13 protein-coding genes are annotated in these 15,303 nt (G+C 36.8%); 10 read left to right on the top strand and 3 right to left on the bottom strand.

Features of this window, described 5'->3' with window-relative positions:
* The first annotated feature begins 51 nt into the window (after positions 1-51).
* Both dnaN and recF read left to right on the top strand, forming a co-directional pair.
* On the top strand, positions 52-1,161 hold the full coding sequence (dnaN, locus tag O2942_10110) for a DNA polymerase III subunit beta (protein MDA0782603.1): 1,110 nt from the start codon (positions 52-54) through the stop codon (positions 1,159-1,161).
* A 3-nt stretch (positions 1,162-1,164) separates the two neighbouring features.
* Positions 1,165-2,337, top strand: coding sequence for a DNA replication/repair protein RecF (gene recF, locus O2942_10105; GenBank protein ID MDA0782602.1), 1,173 nt, complete (start codon positions 1,165-1,167; stop codon positions 2,335-2,337).
* 53 nt (positions 2,338-2,390) lie between these two features.
* On the opposite strand, the gene O2942_10100 is transcribed toward recF, so the two are convergent.
* Positions 2,391-2,987, bottom strand: a complete 597-nt coding sequence (locus O2942_10100) for an ABC transporter substrate-binding protein (protein MDA0782601.1) — start codon at positions 2,985-2,987, stop codon at positions 2,391-2,393.
* 340 nt (positions 2,988-3,327) lie between these two features.
* Between O2942_10100 and O2942_10095 the strand changes: the two genes are divergently transcribed.
* Positions 3,328-3,948: an OmpA family protein gene (locus O2942_10095; protein ID MDA0782600.1), complete on the top strand. Its 621-nt coding sequence runs from the start codon at positions 3,328-3,330 to the stop codon at positions 3,946-3,948.
* Between the two features lie 141 nt (positions 3,949-4,089).
* Here the strand turns inward: O2942_10095 and O2942_10090 are convergent, their stop codons facing one another.
* On the bottom strand, positions 4,090-5,286 hold the full coding sequence (locus O2942_10090; protein ID MDA0782599.1) for an NAD(P)/FAD-dependent oxidoreductase: 1,197 nt from the start codon (positions 5,284-5,286) through the stop codon (positions 4,090-4,092).
* Between the two features lie 147 nt (positions 5,287-5,433).
* On the opposite strand from O2942_10090, the gene O2942_10085 reads away from it, so the two are divergent.
* The 3 genes from O2942_10085 to O2942_10075 all read left to right on the top strand — a co-directional run bounded on the left by O2942_10085 (position 5,434) and on the right by O2942_10075 (position 10,576).
* Positions 5,434-6,744, top strand: a complete 1,311-nt coding sequence (locus tag O2942_10085) for a mechanosensitive ion channel (protein MDA0782598.1) — start codon at positions 5,434-5,436, stop codon at positions 6,742-6,744.
* Between the two features lie 307 nt (positions 6,745-7,051).
* Positions 7,052-8,671: an NAD(P)/FAD-dependent oxidoreductase gene (locus O2942_10080; protein MDA0782597.1), complete on the top strand. Its 1,620-nt coding sequence runs from the start codon at positions 7,052-7,054 to the stop codon at positions 8,669-8,671.
* A gap of 231 nt (positions 8,672-8,902) precedes the next feature.
* On the top strand, positions 8,903-10,576 hold the full coding sequence (locus O2942_10075) for a hypothetical protein (protein ID MDA0782596.1): 1,674 nt from the start codon (positions 8,903-8,905) through the stop codon (positions 10,574-10,576).
* Between the two features lie 4 nt (positions 10,577-10,580).
* Here O2942_10075 and rfbG read toward each other — a convergent pair whose 3' ends face one another.
* A complete protein-coding gene (rfbG, locus tag O2942_10070; protein MDA0782595.1) occupies positions 10,581-11,666 on the bottom strand; it encodes a CDP-glucose 4,6-dehydratase in 1,086 nt (361 codons plus the stop codon).
* Between the two features lie 121 nt (positions 11,667-11,787).
* Between rfbG and O2942_10065 the strand changes: the two genes are divergently transcribed.
* From O2942_10065 to rfbF, 4 genes are all read left to right on the top strand, one after another.
* Positions 11,788-12,501 (top strand): class I SAM-dependent methyltransferase, encoded by a 714-nt coding sequence (locus O2942_10065; protein ID MDA0782594.1) that lies wholly within the window; start codon positions 11,788-11,790, stop codon positions 12,499-12,501.
* 99 nt (positions 12,502-12,600) lie between these two features.
* The gene (locus O2942_10060; GenBank protein MDA0782593.1) at positions 12,601-13,494 is read left to right on the top strand and encodes an NAD(P)-dependent oxidoreductase; all 894 of its coding nucleotides are present in this window, start codon (positions 12,601-12,603) and stop codon (positions 13,492-13,494) included.
* A complete protein-coding gene (locus tag O2942_10055) occupies positions 13,487-14,446 on the top strand; it encodes a glycosyltransferase family 2 protein (protein MDA0782592.1) in 960 nt (319 codons plus the stop codon). The genes O2942_10060 and O2942_10055 overlap by 8 nt, the downstream gene beginning before the upstream one ends.
* Before the next feature lie 9 nt (positions 14,447-14,455).
* Complete coding sequence (rfbF, locus tag O2942_10050; protein ID MDA0782591.1) at positions 14,456-15,229, top strand: glucose-1-phosphate cytidylyltransferase; 774 nt, start codon at positions 14,456-14,458, stop codon at positions 15,227-15,229.
* Positions 15,230-15,303: the final 74 nt, after the last annotated feature.

The following is a 15,303-nucleotide window of genomic DNA, read 5'->3' as shown; positions in this document are numbered from 1 at the left end:
TTAGCAGAAGTCCGGTCGGACGAACAACAGGCGGAAAATATTTCGTCTTCATTGGGTTTTACGATTGACAGATCGCAGCTTTTAAAGGCTTTGGGACACGTGCAGTCGGTTGTGGAGAGGCGGAATACGATAGCGATATTGTCGAATGTTAAAATAGAGGCTTTTGGCGGACAAATAAACCTGACAGCCACTGATATGGACATTGCCGTAACGGAGAAACTGGAAGCCGATATATCTGAAGAAGGGGCTTTGACCGTATCTGCCCATACTTTATATGAGATAGTAAGGAAATTGCCTGACGGAGCACAGGTTTCCATAAAGGGTGATGCATCTGATACCGGTCATATCGAAATAGCGTCAGGCTCTTGTAATTTCTCGCTTGCCTGCCTTCCTGTTACTGATTTTCCCGTAATGAGTAGAGGTGATATGCCGTATGAGTTTTCGTTGACGGCTGCTGAGCTGACGGCACTTATAGACAAGCCTAGATTTGCTATTTCCACTGAAGAAACAAGGTATTACCTAAACGGTATATATATTCATTCAACCGATAAAATGTTATGTGCGGTTGCAACTGACGGACACAGGCTTGCCAAGATTGAAATAGAAGCCCCTGAGGGAGCATCTGAGATTCCGGGAGTGATAATCCCCAGAAAAACAGTTGTTGAGCTTAAAAAGCTTCTTGATGAGGCTGAAGACGATATCGAAGTATCGTTATCCGATACGAAAATATGTTTTGTATGCGGAAAAGCCGTTTTATTATCAAAACTTATAGACGGAACTTTCCCTGATTATACTAAGGTTATACCTCAGTCCAACGATAAAAGCCTTGTAATAGATTCAAACGCACTTTCTGTTGCTGTTGATAGGGTTTCTACCATATCGTCAGATAAAACAAAGGCGGTAAAGCTTACTGTATCTGCCGGTAAGATTGTGCTTTCCGCTACTAATGACGATAACGGTGCGGCAACCGAGGAACTTGAGGCAAATTATAATTCCGATAGTGTTGAAATAGGCTTTAACTCAAGATACATACTGGATATGATGGGCGTTATTGAAGGTGATGAAGTTGAGTTTGTATTTGCTGACGGTTCAGCCCCTGTTTTAGTAAAGGATAGTGCCGATAGCTCTTCTCTATATGTTATAATGCCGATGCGTATATAAAACGTGAGTGTAGTAGCCGATACGCCGCTAATAACCGACAATATACAAGCCGAGGCATTTTATGCTTCAAGCATTAAACTTGGTAGTTATAGAAATTACAAAGACTTGTCTTTAAAACTTAATGCATCGCCTGTCGTGTTGACGGGGGCTAACGGTTCTGGCAAGACCAATATTTTAGAAGCGATATCGCTATTATCTCCGGGTAAGGGATTCCGTAAAATAAAATTAAACGAAGCAGATATGATTCAGGGCGGTGAGGCTGTTTTGCCATGGTCTATATCTGCCGTTGTTAACAAGGGCTTTGAGGAATTTAGGATAGGAACGGGCAGGGAGCTTGTTACAGATAGCAAGCGTATAGTAAAAATTGACGGCGATATAGTAAAAAATCAGGCGGAATTAACTAGTATATTCAGTGTAATGTGGCTGACACCGCAAATGGACGGGCTGTTTATAGGCAGTTCATCTGACAGGCGTAAGTTTTTAGATAGGCTGGTTTACAATTTTGACCCCGAACATGCCTCACGTATATATTCATATGAATATACTATGCGTGAGCGTGCCAAGATAATACGGCAACCGAGTTATGACCCTTCTTGGGTAAGTGTGCTAGAAGAGAAGATGGCACAAAGGGCGGTTTCAATAGCCGCTGCCAGAATTGATACTGTCGAGCATATTCAGGCGGTTATTAGCGAGTTTAAAACAGCCTTTCCGAAAGCCGATATAGATGTGCAAGGAGGGGTGGAAAGAATTATGCTTGAAAATTCAGCCCTTCAGGCTGAGGAAATTCTTAAGAAGCAATTATATGAATCAAGAGGAATGGACACAAGGACGGGCAGGACGAGCGTAGGCACACACAGAAGTGATTTTATAGCTTTTCACAATGAAAAAGCTATGCCTGCGGCTTCCTGTTCTACAGGTGAGCAAAAAGCCCTGCTGCTATCTATAATACTTGCGGAGGCAAGGGCTAAGGCACTATGGAAAGGGAGTGTTCCGGTTCTTCTATTAGATGAAGTGGTGGCACATCTTGATGAAAAACGCAGGGCTTCGTTATTTGAAGAGATATTTTCAATGCAGGCACAGGTTTGGATGACCGGTACTGACGAAGAACTTTTTAAGGAAATAAGGGATAAGGCGCAGTTTTTTAATGTATATGATGGAGTAGTAACAAAAAAATAAAGGCTCCCTTATAAAAGAGAGCCCCCCCCCTCTGAACTAAGTGGGCATTGCAGTTATACTTTAGCCTTCAGCGTTTTGATTAAATAATCAACCCCTTTGCGGGAAAGTATAGATGCAAATTCGGATCTTTGCGTATTTATTAAACTAACACCTTCAGCAATAACGTCGAAAATTTTGTATTCACCGTTTTCAATTTTTCTGACTCTATAGTCAACTTTAACGGCAGTTCCGTCTTCTTGTACTATTTCCGTTTCCACAAGAAATTCGTTACTTCCTTCATCGAAAGTGTTTTTAAACAAGATTTGTTGATTAGTATAGTTTTTAAATTTAGGAACGTAGCTATTTAATAAAAATTGCCTATGTAATTCTAAGTAAATGGTTTTTTGTGCCTCGCTTGCATCTCTCCAGTATTTGCCTATTACAAATTTCGATATCCAATCCGTATCAACGGAATCTTCAAATAATTTGGATAGTTGCTGCTCCTTGATTAATTCGTTCGTATCGTTACTTTTTATTAATTCAATGGCTTTGCTGCTAACTTCTTTTATAAATTGCCTCGCCCCTTCCGTTGATGCATTTGCGTTTGTAAGGATTGATGTATTGAAAATAAGAAGTGTAATAAATACCCTTACGAAGTTAGTTGTGTTCATATTATCCCCCTTGCGTATAATATACTTTAGTAAACGCCCTAAGTAATATTATTATTACAAAAGTATTAAAAAATAGTTAATCTTGTAAATAAAGTTATTTTTTTCAGTGCGTTACTTGCAACTATTAATTTCAATGTCGCTTACAAAGTATAGTTAGAGGTTGTATTTGCGAGTTGTTGTTTGTGTGGTTTTTGCCATACATATAGATTATTTTAAGAAAAAGGAAGGTAATTTGTTACATAACGGGTTGTAGATAATAATTAATGGTTTATTTTTAGTATCAAGTTGTATATATTGCGAACTCAAGTTTAAAACTAATTACAAATCAGGGTTTTTATAAATGAAAAAGTTTATTGTTAGTGCTATTTTTTCTATAGCAAGTTTATCGGCCGTACCTACGTTTGCTGATGGATCTGACCAAAAAGTTGTTGTTGACAAGTTCGGCAGACCGATAACTTCAATTGTATCGGGTGAGTGTGTTTTAACAAAATGGCAGAGTGATTCCGATCTTTGTGCCGCTCCTGAGGCTGCATCGGTTCCTGAACCACAAAAGAAGATAGTATCTACGTTGAAAAAACAGCCGGCTCCTAAGACTTACACTGTAAGCGATAAGCGTTCTTACATCGTTTTCTTTGATTTCAATAAATCAAATATAAACGGTACTGCTAACGAAGTATTGGGCGATTTATATAAAGCTATCAGAGGAAGTAGCAAGGCTGACATCGAGTTAACAGGTCACGCCGACCGTTCAGGCTCTGATGCTTACAACATGGCTTTATCGGAAAAACGTGCCTTAGCTGTTAAAGATAAATTAGTATCTTACGGTTTATCAGCCGGTAACATTAAAGTTAACTGGAAAGGTGAGAGCGAGCCTTTGGTTCCTACTAATGATGGAATTAAAGAGCCTCAAAACCGTAGAACGGAAATAAAGGTTTTTACTCAAACCGAGCAAACCAGATAATGCGAAAGTATTATTGGTGAAAATACTAAAAAAGACCTTCATTAATTGAAGGTCTTTTTTTATGAGGTTAGCATATGTAATTGTAAGGTTAATTTATTAAACGTAAAATTACGTTATTATAAATTCAAATTTACGATAGTGTTAAACATATTGTCCGGCTACGTATCCCGATGACCATGCCCACTGGAAATTATATCCTCCAAGATGTCCCGTTACATCTACAACTTCGCCTATAAAATATAGTCCGCTTACTTTTTTTGACTCCATAGTTTTAGAGGACAGTTCATCAGTGTTAACACCGCCAATAGTTACCTCGGCAGTTCTATAACCTTCCGTTCCATCGGGAATTATCTCCCATTTTTGTATGGAATCTGAAATTTGTTTTAGTGTTTTATTGGGTAACTCTGCTAAGTTACCTTTGTAATTGTTTGCCGTGCAGATATACTGAACAACACGTTTGGGTAATATTTTACCAAGGCAGTTGTTTATATCCTGCTTTGGCGATATATCACGCCATGTTTTTAGCTGTTCAAAAAGGTCGGCATTAGGGTAAAGATTTAAAATAATTCTTTCACCCTGATTCCGGTATGATGATATCTGCAAAATAGCAGGACCGCTAAGACCACGATGGGTAAAAAGCATTGCCTCCTTAAATTGAACATTATTGCATGCTGCTATAACCTCTACAGACACTCCTGCCAGCTTTTTAAGCTCTTCGTCATTTATTAAAAACGGGACTAAACCTGCTCTTAATTCAACAATCGAATGACCGAACTTTTCGGCAACTTTATGTCCCCAAGTACTAGAACCCATTTTGGGTATAGAAGGTCCTCCTGTTGCTATAACCAATGAGCGGCAGCTATAAATATAGCCGTCTTTCAGCTTTATTTGAAACTTATCATTTTCTTTTCTAATGTCATTTCTAATGTCATTAACGCAATTATTAAGAAGGATATTTACACCTGCATTGTTACATTCGCTAAGCAACATATCAATTATCTGCTTTGACGATGTATCGCAAAAAAGCTGTCCGAGGGTTTTTTCGTGATATTTGATACCGTGCTTTTCGACTAATGCAATAAAGTCATGCTGAGTATAGCTTTTTAGTGCCGATATGCAAAATCTTTGATTTTTTGAAATATAATTAGCCGGACTTGCGTTAATGTTAGTAAAGTTACATCTGCCTCCACCGGAGATGCGTATCTTATTACCGACCGACTTTGCCTGTTCTATAAGCAGGACTTTCAGCTTCCTTTTACCCGCTTCAACAGCACAGATTAAACCGGCTGCACCGGCTCCGACTATTATTACATCATATTCTTTGTTAATCGGCTGCATTATTATATATTCATTATTATATTTCTGTTCATCGTTCTATATGATTATAAAAAGAAGGAAAGAAATAACTGTAAAAAAATACGGGAACTGATAAGTTGAACTCTCGAAAAAAATATTTATCAAGCCATATGGTGAGGAGTTTTTTAGATGGATATGAAAGAGATGTTTTACGAACACTGGGGTGAGGTTCTCTTATGGTTACGTGAAACCGTCTTTATATCTTCATTTTTTGTGCAACTAAGTATTGTAATTGCTTCTATATTGATAGGTCTAAGGGCTGTCAGACCATTACACGGCTATTTCTCAAAATATTATGAAAACCTTACCGCCACCCACTATATCAGAAGGTTAGGTGAAAAACAGGTTAAATATCGACTTACCTTGTTCACTATATTGGTTTTCCAGCTCTTATCGTTGTTATTTATGGTATCGTTAAACCACCCTGTCTCTTTGATACTTATAACTACAAAGCTTTTCAGTGCATGGGTGTTAATTAGTTTAGTGCTTCTGGTAAGCGGTAACTCGGCTTTTACAAGGTTCTTTTCTTTTATAGTCTGGGCAATTGCCGCACTTAGCATTGTCGGAATACTAGATAGCACTACTGCCACTTTAAATGCTATCGAGTTTTCGGTAGGCAGTGTTAAAGTTAATGTTTTCTCAATAGTAACAGGGGTTTTAACCCTTATCATCTTAATATATGGAGCCGGAAAACTTTCAAAACTACTGGACTCCAGAATTGAACATGTTACTAATTTAACACCTTCTGCCCGTGTTCTGGTCAAAAAGGTGAGTAAGGTGTTCCTTTTAACACTGGCCTTTATGATAGGCTTGAATAGCATGGGAATAGACTTGACGGCATTGGCGGTATTTGGCGGTGCGTTAGGTCTTGGTGTGGGGTTCGGTTTACAAAAAGTTATTTCTAATCTGTTCAGTGGCTTTATACTTTTACTAGACCGTTCAATAAAACCCGGTGATGTAATACAGATAGATAATACGTTCGGCTGGGTAAACTCATTGGGAACAAGATGTGTTTCGATAATAACAAGGGACGGTGTAGAATATCTTGTCCCAAATGAACACCTGATTACCGAAACGGTAACTAACTGGTCATATAGTAGCAGCAATGTAAGGCAAAAGATTCCTATAGGCATTTCGTATAATGCGGACTTACGCAAAGCTATAGAGCTAATAGTGGATGTCGCAAAGCAGCATAAGAGGGTTTTGGACGACCCCGCACCGGTTTGCAGGGTTATAGCATTCGGGGATTCTTCCGTACAGCTTGAATTGCGTATATGGATATGCGACCCTATTGAGGGAGTAATGAACATAAGAAGTGACCTTTTGCTCGGCATATGGGACGCATTTAAAGAAAATAAAATTGACATTCCTTTCCCGCAGCGTGATGTTAACGTTAAGCCGTCCGATGAGTTACGTGAATTGATAAATGGTTTAAAGTAAGGTATTAGACTAGGGTTAACCTATAGTGATTAAAAATAACTTCCGTACCATAGTTTGTCATCCACCGAATTTTCGTAGAAAATTATAGGGGGATCTCATTTAAATTTATAGAGATCCCCGAACAAGTCGGGGATGACAATTCTAACTATTGAAAAGTAAAAATACTATAAAGGTGGTATTATAACTACTAATTTAGCGGTTAGGAATACTTATTGTTCATCGAACACTCTTTATTTTTGTGTTGCAAAAACAATCAGATTAACTATTTTACAGACACTTTTAATTAAAAGATTTTAACCGTAATTCTATGCTTCGAATCACTGAAATAAAGCTGCCGCTTGACCATCGTCCCGAAGCTATAAAAGATTCGGTTGTTAAATATCTTGGTATAAGCGAACAAAATCTTATTTCTTGCGAGGTCTTTCGCCGCTCACATGACGCAAGAAAAAAATCTGCAATATCGTTAGTTTACACGCTTGATATAGAATTAAAGGACGAAGCTGCCATATTAAAGCGTTTTGCAAAGGATAATAATGTAAAACCTACTCCTGATACTGAATATAAATTCGTTGCCCATGCACCTGAAAATTTAACGGAACGCCCCATTGTGATAGGTGCCGGACCGTGCGGACTGATGGCAGCTCTAGTGCTGGCACAAATGGGTTTTCGTCCCATAATATTTGAGCGTGGCAAGGTTGTAAGGGAAAGGACAAAGGATACTTGGCGGCTATGGCGGCAATCGGTTTTGACAACCGAATCAAACGTACAGTTCGGTGAAGGCGGAGCAGGGACATTTTCCGACGGTAAGCTATACAGCCAAATAAAGGATAACCGTCATTTGGGGCGTAAGGTGTTGGTAGAGTTCGTAAAAGCCGAAGCACCAGCTGAGATACTGACTGATGCACACCCACATATAGGGACTTTTCGTCTGGTTAAAATGGTTGAAAATATCCGTCGTACTATTGAATCACTGGGTGGAGAATATCATTTTACATCAAAAGTCACTGATATAGAAATTGAAACTAAAAATGACGGCTCACGTTATGTGCGTGGTGTTATGCTGGAGGACGGAAGGCATATTGCGTCAAGTCATGTCGTACTGGCAATAGGTCATAGCTCACGAGATACTTTCCGTATGTTGTATGACCGTGGTGTTTATATAGAGGCAAAACCTTTTTCAATAGGATTTCGCGTAGAGCATCCGCAATCTATTATAGATAAGGCTCGTTTTGGAGATTTTGCCGGTAACAAGATACTTGGTGCGGCAGATTATAAACTAGTGCATCACGCAAAAAACGGTCGCTCGGTCTATAGCTTCTGTATGTGTCCGGGAGGTACGGTTGTTGCTGCAACCTCGGAGGAAAAAAGGGTGGTAACAAACGGCATGAGCCAATATTCCCGTGCCGAACGCAATGCCAATGCCGGCATAGTTGTAGGCATTACTCCTGAAGATTATCCGGGTGACCCTCTGGCAGGTATTGATTTTCAACGAAAATGGGAATCGGCTGCATTTATCGCAGGGGGAGAAAATTATAAAGCCCCCGCACAGCTTGTGGGTGATTTTATCGCAGGTCGTCCTTCGACATCTTTGGGTGAGGTTGTCCCGTCATACAAACCGGGTGTAAAACCGACAGACCTTTCAACTTGTATGCCTGATTACGCAATAGAGGCTATACGTGAGTCCTTGCCTGAGTTCGGACGAAAGATAAAAGGGTTTGACAAAGAAGACGCTGTACTTACAGGTGTTGAAACACGCACCTCTTCACCGATAAAGATAAAGCGTGGTGAGAACTTACAAAGCCTAAATACTTTCGGTTTATTTCCCGCAGGGGAGGGGGCGGGCTATGCAGGCGGTATCCTTTCTGCCGGTGTTGACGGTATAAAAATAGCCGAAGCCATAGCTAAAAGCATGTCGGGCAATAACTAAAAAAACGTAGCTGAACGTTTAATGGTTGAACCGTTAGAATTTAGTTATTTTTGTCATGCTGAATTTTATTGTTAACAATAAAAACCTTTGATAATGTCCACTGATACTAATATAGTAGGGCAGGGCGGGTCTATAAAAATCTATTTATTTTTTTTAGCTTATCGTTTAATAGTATAATTCTTGCGTAAGAAAATAATACCTTGACGCAATACTAAGTAAGAAAAGTTTATTATGTCCCAAAAACTAAATAGTTTCTTATATATTTTAGCAACACTATTTTTCTTAATTATATTGTATGAAATAAATAGTTATGGAAGCAATATACCGGTTAATGATTACTGGGAAGGAATAAAAATATCTTTAGGAGCCGATAATAAAATTTCAGCTGTTAAGGTATTTGAAACTCAAAACCATCACCTGCAATTATTACCTAAAATAATCTATTATCTAAATATTAAATTTTTTGCAGGGAACGATTTTGTATTAAAATACATTACAATATTCTTCGTTCTTATACAAATAGCTTTACTTTATAAAATGGCTCGAGAAACTCTTGATTGTAGCTACAAGCGTGCCATTAGTTTTGTTTTTATCACTTTCTATAGCTTCACGCCACTTGCGATTGATAGTTTTAGTTATGGTTACAGCGGAACACATTGGATACTTGCTAATCTTATGGCAGTATTAACACTTTACTGCTTTTATCATAGAAAAGAGAAGCCTACTTTGTATCTCCCGATACTTATTTTGTCTGGAGGCATAGCGGCTACAAGCCATTCAACAGGAATAATGGTATTGCCAGCATTAATCCTAGTTTATTTTTTAGCGTATCGCCCACCTTTTAAGTATACTTTAATTATTGCTATTTTAGGGGTGTTAGTAGTTTCTGTTTGTGCCTTATTTGTTTTCAATGTTTTTGAAAATCCACCTACAGAGCATATTTCTAATATTTTTCCGGTTATATTCTTTGGTGTAATCATGTCAGGAATTTCGGCTGGAAATGCTGCTATTGCTGCTTTGTTGGGTTCTTGCATATTATTTTTTATGTTCAAAATCTCTCTGAATTTAAATAATAGTTCTGACGTTCGTGAAAAGGAGGTGCAGCTTTTTTGGATAGGTGTGGCAATATATTGTTTATTTTGCATTATTGCATTTGGTTTCGCCAGAATTGATACTGGAGGAGCAAGCTATGTTCAGTATAGCAGGTATCAATCTTTACCTGCTTTGTTATTAATATCTGCATTCATATTATTTATAAAAAATAAATCAATAAACTCAAAAATACTAATTATATCAGCTGTTATTGCATCTATGAGTTTAACTTACAATAAAGGTGTGTCTTATTTTAATTTATATAGATACTCGCAAGAATTAAACGACCTGAACAGATACTCATTAGCAATTGAAGAAGATTTTGCATATAATTTTTTTATTAGTGGTTTAAGTAAAGATGAAATGGCAAAGACTTCTGAAAAATCAGTTGCTTTTCTGAATGAGTATAAAAATATTCCATATAATCCATCTAAATGGAATATGTGTGAACAAGTTATACATAGCAAATCTTCAATAGATGCAAATTCAAGTGATATGAAAGTTAAGGGGCATTTAGTAGACATTAAGTGGGATCATAAAGATAGCTGGAATCCTAAATATAAAGAGATAATAATTGATGGTTCTGCTAGTGAACCTTGGGAGTGTTTGTTGGTAGTTAACAAAGAAAACGATATAATTGGAGCGGGGCAGCCAGCAAAATATATGTTTGATTTTTTATATGATAGTTTGGGATATGAAATGGGGCAAAGTTTATACAGGCTTATTATTCCTAATGACCATGAGGCAATTAACATAATTGCTTTTGATAATGTAAATAAACAACCAACAAGCTATCCTTTAGTGATTGAATAGGATATCAGTTTGTATTTTTAATGATAGATTCATATTGGTTTATTTGCTCAATAGTAAAATCATAAATATCAGTGCTATTTGTTATGTGCTGTTTATACCACGAGCATGTGAATTCAATGACATCGTCAATATTAAGTAATGGCTTCCAGCCAAGCTCTTTTATTGCTTTTTGTGAATCAAGATATAACATTTGCATTTCATGTAATTTGTCACCCTGATTTTCAATATTATAATTACCCGCACCATAGGAACCTATAATTTTGGCCGTGAGCTGTTCAACATTAACATAATTTTCATCAACAGGCGAAAGGTTGAAGGCTGAATCACTGCTTTTGTCATCGTTATATAGCTTTGAACCCAAAATTAAATATCCCCACAATACATCCAGAACATGTTGCCAAGGTCTTACAGCATTAGGGCTTCTTATGTTAACAGACTCTCCTTTAGAAATAGACTCTATAATGTCGGGTATAAGGCGATCTTGTGCAAAGTCTCCACCCCCTACAACATTACCGGCTCTTGCAGATGCCAGTAGCGTTTTATCGGAAAAGAATGATTTTCTATATGAAGAAACAACAAGTTCAGCACAAGCTTTACTTGAAGAGTAGGGGTCATGCCCTCCTAGTTTATCATCTTCTTTATATGGCCGCCTTTGTTCCATATTCTCGTAGCATTTATCTGATGTTATAACTACAACAGACTTAACGCTATCTATGTTGCGTATAGCTTCCAGCAAGTTAGCCGTTCCCATAACGTTAGTGCCGAAAGTTTCTATTGGGTCGAAGTATGATTTCCGTACAATTGGTTGTGCTGCAAGATGGAATACTATTTCAGGCTTGTTTTGTTTAATGACTTCATTAACTGAATCAATATCACGAATATCCTTTATATAGGATTTTAAAAGCCCCTTACCTTCAATGTCAGCTATATTATATAAATTGCCCCTTATATCCTCAGGTTCTAAGGCATAACCTATAACTTCAGCACCAAGTTTTTTTAACCACAAAACAAGCCACGTTCCTTTAAAGCCGGTATGACCTGTAACCAGAACCTTTTTACCTTTGTAAGTTGATTTTACTGACTTTAACATTTTTTAAATACTTTTTTTAAATATAAATATCATTTCTTTTGACTTTTATCTACAGCATTTTTGTTTTATTGTTGTGCTGTGGGAGTTGTCAATTGCGGTTATGAAAAAGAATTAGATACCAATGAATGAGCCTGATGAAAAAAATAATATAGAATTTAACGCCTATAAAAATAACTATAGCGAACAGATAAGCGAGGCAATTTCTTTTACCGGACAGTCTCACGATTATTTTACGAAAGTAAAGGCCGATAACCTTCTTAACGTAATAAAAAAAGAGTTCGATTCATCTAAAGAGCTTGCCGTGCTTGACATTGGGTGCGGTCATGGCTTAATGCATCCGTTCTTATTGAGTAATGAAAGGATAAAACTCAATGGAATTGATATGGCTGATGAAGTTATAGAGATTGCAAAAAAGAATAACCCATTGGTAAATTATGACTGTTATGACGGTATTAAGCTGCCATATGATTCCGGTAGCTTTGATATGGCTTATGCTATATGCGTTATGCATCATGTTCCGCCTGTGCAGTGGGTGGATTTTTTAAAAGAAATGAAGCGAGTTGTCAAAAAGGGTGGCTTGGTAGTAATTTTTGAACATAACCCATTAAATCCCGTTACTTGCCATATTGTTAATAAATGCCCACTTGATGAGAATGCGGTCTTGTTGAGTAACAGAAAAATGAAATCTTTATTTAAAGAATGTGGTTATGAGCAAATACGCAGCAATTACATTCTTTTTGTTCCAATTAACTTAAATATATTCAGATTATTAGATAAAATACTAGCTCCGATACCAATGGGGGCACAGTATTTTACTTGTGGCAAGGTATTGTAGATTACCATTTAAATTGCAAGATGTCAGTTTTTTGTATAAAATGTTTTATGCTGAACTAATTTTGCAATGCTATTTTTATAAGGGATATAAATTAGGCTAATGTTAAAACAAGTAGTTGTGACTGGTGCAAGTGGTTATATTGGAAGGGAGCTTACAAATCGTCTTTTAAAAGATGACTTCCATGTTAGTATAATTGCTAGAAAAAATTCTAACCTTTCTTATTTGCCGTCTGATGACAAGTCGGTATCAATTACACATTATGATGGTAGCTTATCATCTTTAGAACCTGCATTTATTAATAAAGATATAAGTGCTGTTTTTCACTTGGCAGCTTGGTCAAAACTATCGCATTGCAAAGATGATATTGATACTATTATCGATTCTAATGTTCGTTTTGGTACGCATTTATTAGAATGTACCACAGAGTATAATTGTCCTTCGTTTATAAATACTAGCAGCTTTTCGGTATATAACGATAATGACACCTACAAGCCTCAAGCATTATATTCCGCTTCTAAAAAAGCTTTCGAGGATATAATAGAATATTATACATATAGCGGTGAGCTAAATGCCATAACTCTAATCTTATGCGATGTGTATGGCGTAGGAGACAATAGGAAAAAGATTTTCTCGCTTTTAAAAGAGGCGTGTATTAATAAGGCGGAACTTGATACTACGGCAGGAGAGCAGTTTATTTGCCCCGTTTATATCGACGATGTAATATCAGCTTATTTGAAGTCTTATGATTTATCGCAATCCAGTATATCTAACAACAATCATAAAAAATACTTTGTTGCAGGTGATAAGATTCAATTAAAAGAAATTATTAATAAATATGTAACTATTGCCGGTTATGATATTAAAAAGATAAATATGGGGACGCTTCAGTATGCCGCAAAGCAGATAATGAATCCTTACATAGGTGAAATTCTTCCGGATTGGCAGCAAACCGTATCTATAGATGAGGGGTTGAGGAAAATAATAAATGACTAACAAAAAGAAAAAATTAGTATCTATAGTTACTCCGGTACTAAACGAGGAAGATAATGTTGATTTTTACTATAAGAAACTATGCAAAACTCTAGATACCCTTTCTGGCAAATATGATTTTGAAATTGTAATAACTGATAATGCAAGCACTGACAAAACATATGTGCTATTTGAAAAATTAGCGAAAAAAGATAAACGCATTCGCATTTTTAAATTTTCACGCAATTTCGGATTTCAAAGGTCTATATACACAGGGTACACAAAGGCAAGGGGGGATTGTGCAATTGAGTTTGATTGCGACCTGCAAGACGACCCTTCATTATTGCCGCAATTTTTAGAGCATTGGGAACAAGGAAACAAAATAGTTTATGGCATAAGGAACAAACGCCAAGAAGGAAAAATTATAAATACCACACGTAAGGTATATTATAGAATGATGAGCAAGATAAGCTCTTATAATCTGCCTGTTGACGCAGGTGATTTCATGCTTATAGACAGAGTTATACTTGATAATATAAAGAAGACCAATGATAAGAACCCATATATAAGAGGAATGGTCTTTTCAATGGGTTTTAAGCAAAAAGGTGTTCCATATGCAAGAGATGAGCGTTTGCATGGAAAAACCAAATTTCCTTTAACAAAGCTTCTAAGTTTGGCGGTTGATGGTATTGTTAGTCAGTCAGTACTTCCTTTGAGAATTGCCAGTTATGTAGGTTTTGTCACTTCAGCTATAACGGTGTGTTTGATTCTTTTTTATTCGCTCTTGCGTATATTTACAGATGTTGATTGGCCAGATGGCTTTACGACAACGGCGATTCTAATTCTTTTTTCAATATGTTTGAATGCAATATTTTTAGGAATTATTGGTGAGTATTTATTAAGGATATATATGCAAGTGCAAAACCTTCCGATTACAATTATTGAAAAAGAAATCGACAACAATAATAAAAAATAAGAGTAAAAAATGAAAGCAGTTATTTTAGCAGGTGGATTTGGAACAAGAATAGGTAAAGAAACCGAGTTCATACCAAAGCCGATGATAGAAATAGGGGGGATGCCAATCCTTATTCATATTATGAAGACATACTCACATTATGGAATAAATGATTTTGTAATATGCCTAGGTTATAAAGCTAATATAATAAAAGATTACTTCCTGAACTTCTATGAGTATGAGTCTGACTTTACAATAGATTTGTCTGATAATTCTATAAAGTTACATAATAATCGCTCTCAGCCATGGAAGATAACGCTTGTTGAAACCGGATATGAAACAATGACCGGTGGAAGGCTATTAGCTGTAAAAGACTATATAAAAGATGAAGAAACTTTTTGCTTTACCTATGGTGATGGTGTTTCGGATGTAAATATACAGAAGCTAGTTGAGTTTCATAAATTACATGGAAAACTTGCAACATTAACATCAATTGAAGCTCCAAGCAGGTTTGGAGAGATAGAAACTGATAGTGATGGTATGGTAACAAACTTCCTCGAAAAACCTTCAAGTGACGGGCGTAACATAAATGGTGGATATTTTGTGCTATCCAATAAGGTTCTTGATTACATAAAAGATGGAAGTTCTACTATTTGGGAAAAGTCTCCTTTGGAAAATCTTGCGAAGGACAAAGAGCTTATGACATATAAGCATAAGGGCTTCTGGCATTGTATGGATACCCCAAGAGACAAAGCACACCTAGAAGAACTTTGGCATAGCGGTAATGCTCCTTGGAAGGTATAATGAACCTTGACGCTGAACAATAAGTTTTACAAGATTCTTGTTACTTCTTCTAAAATCCATTGTCCATAAAACGT

This window comes from Pseudomonadota bacterium, from assembly GCA_027620075.1.
Lineage (GTDB): Bacteria > Pseudomonadota > Alphaproteobacteria > Rickettsiales > UBA6187 > 1-14-0-20-39-49.
Note: the sequence above shows the minus strand (reverse complement) of the source record. Positions and strands in the feature narration are given on the sequence as shown.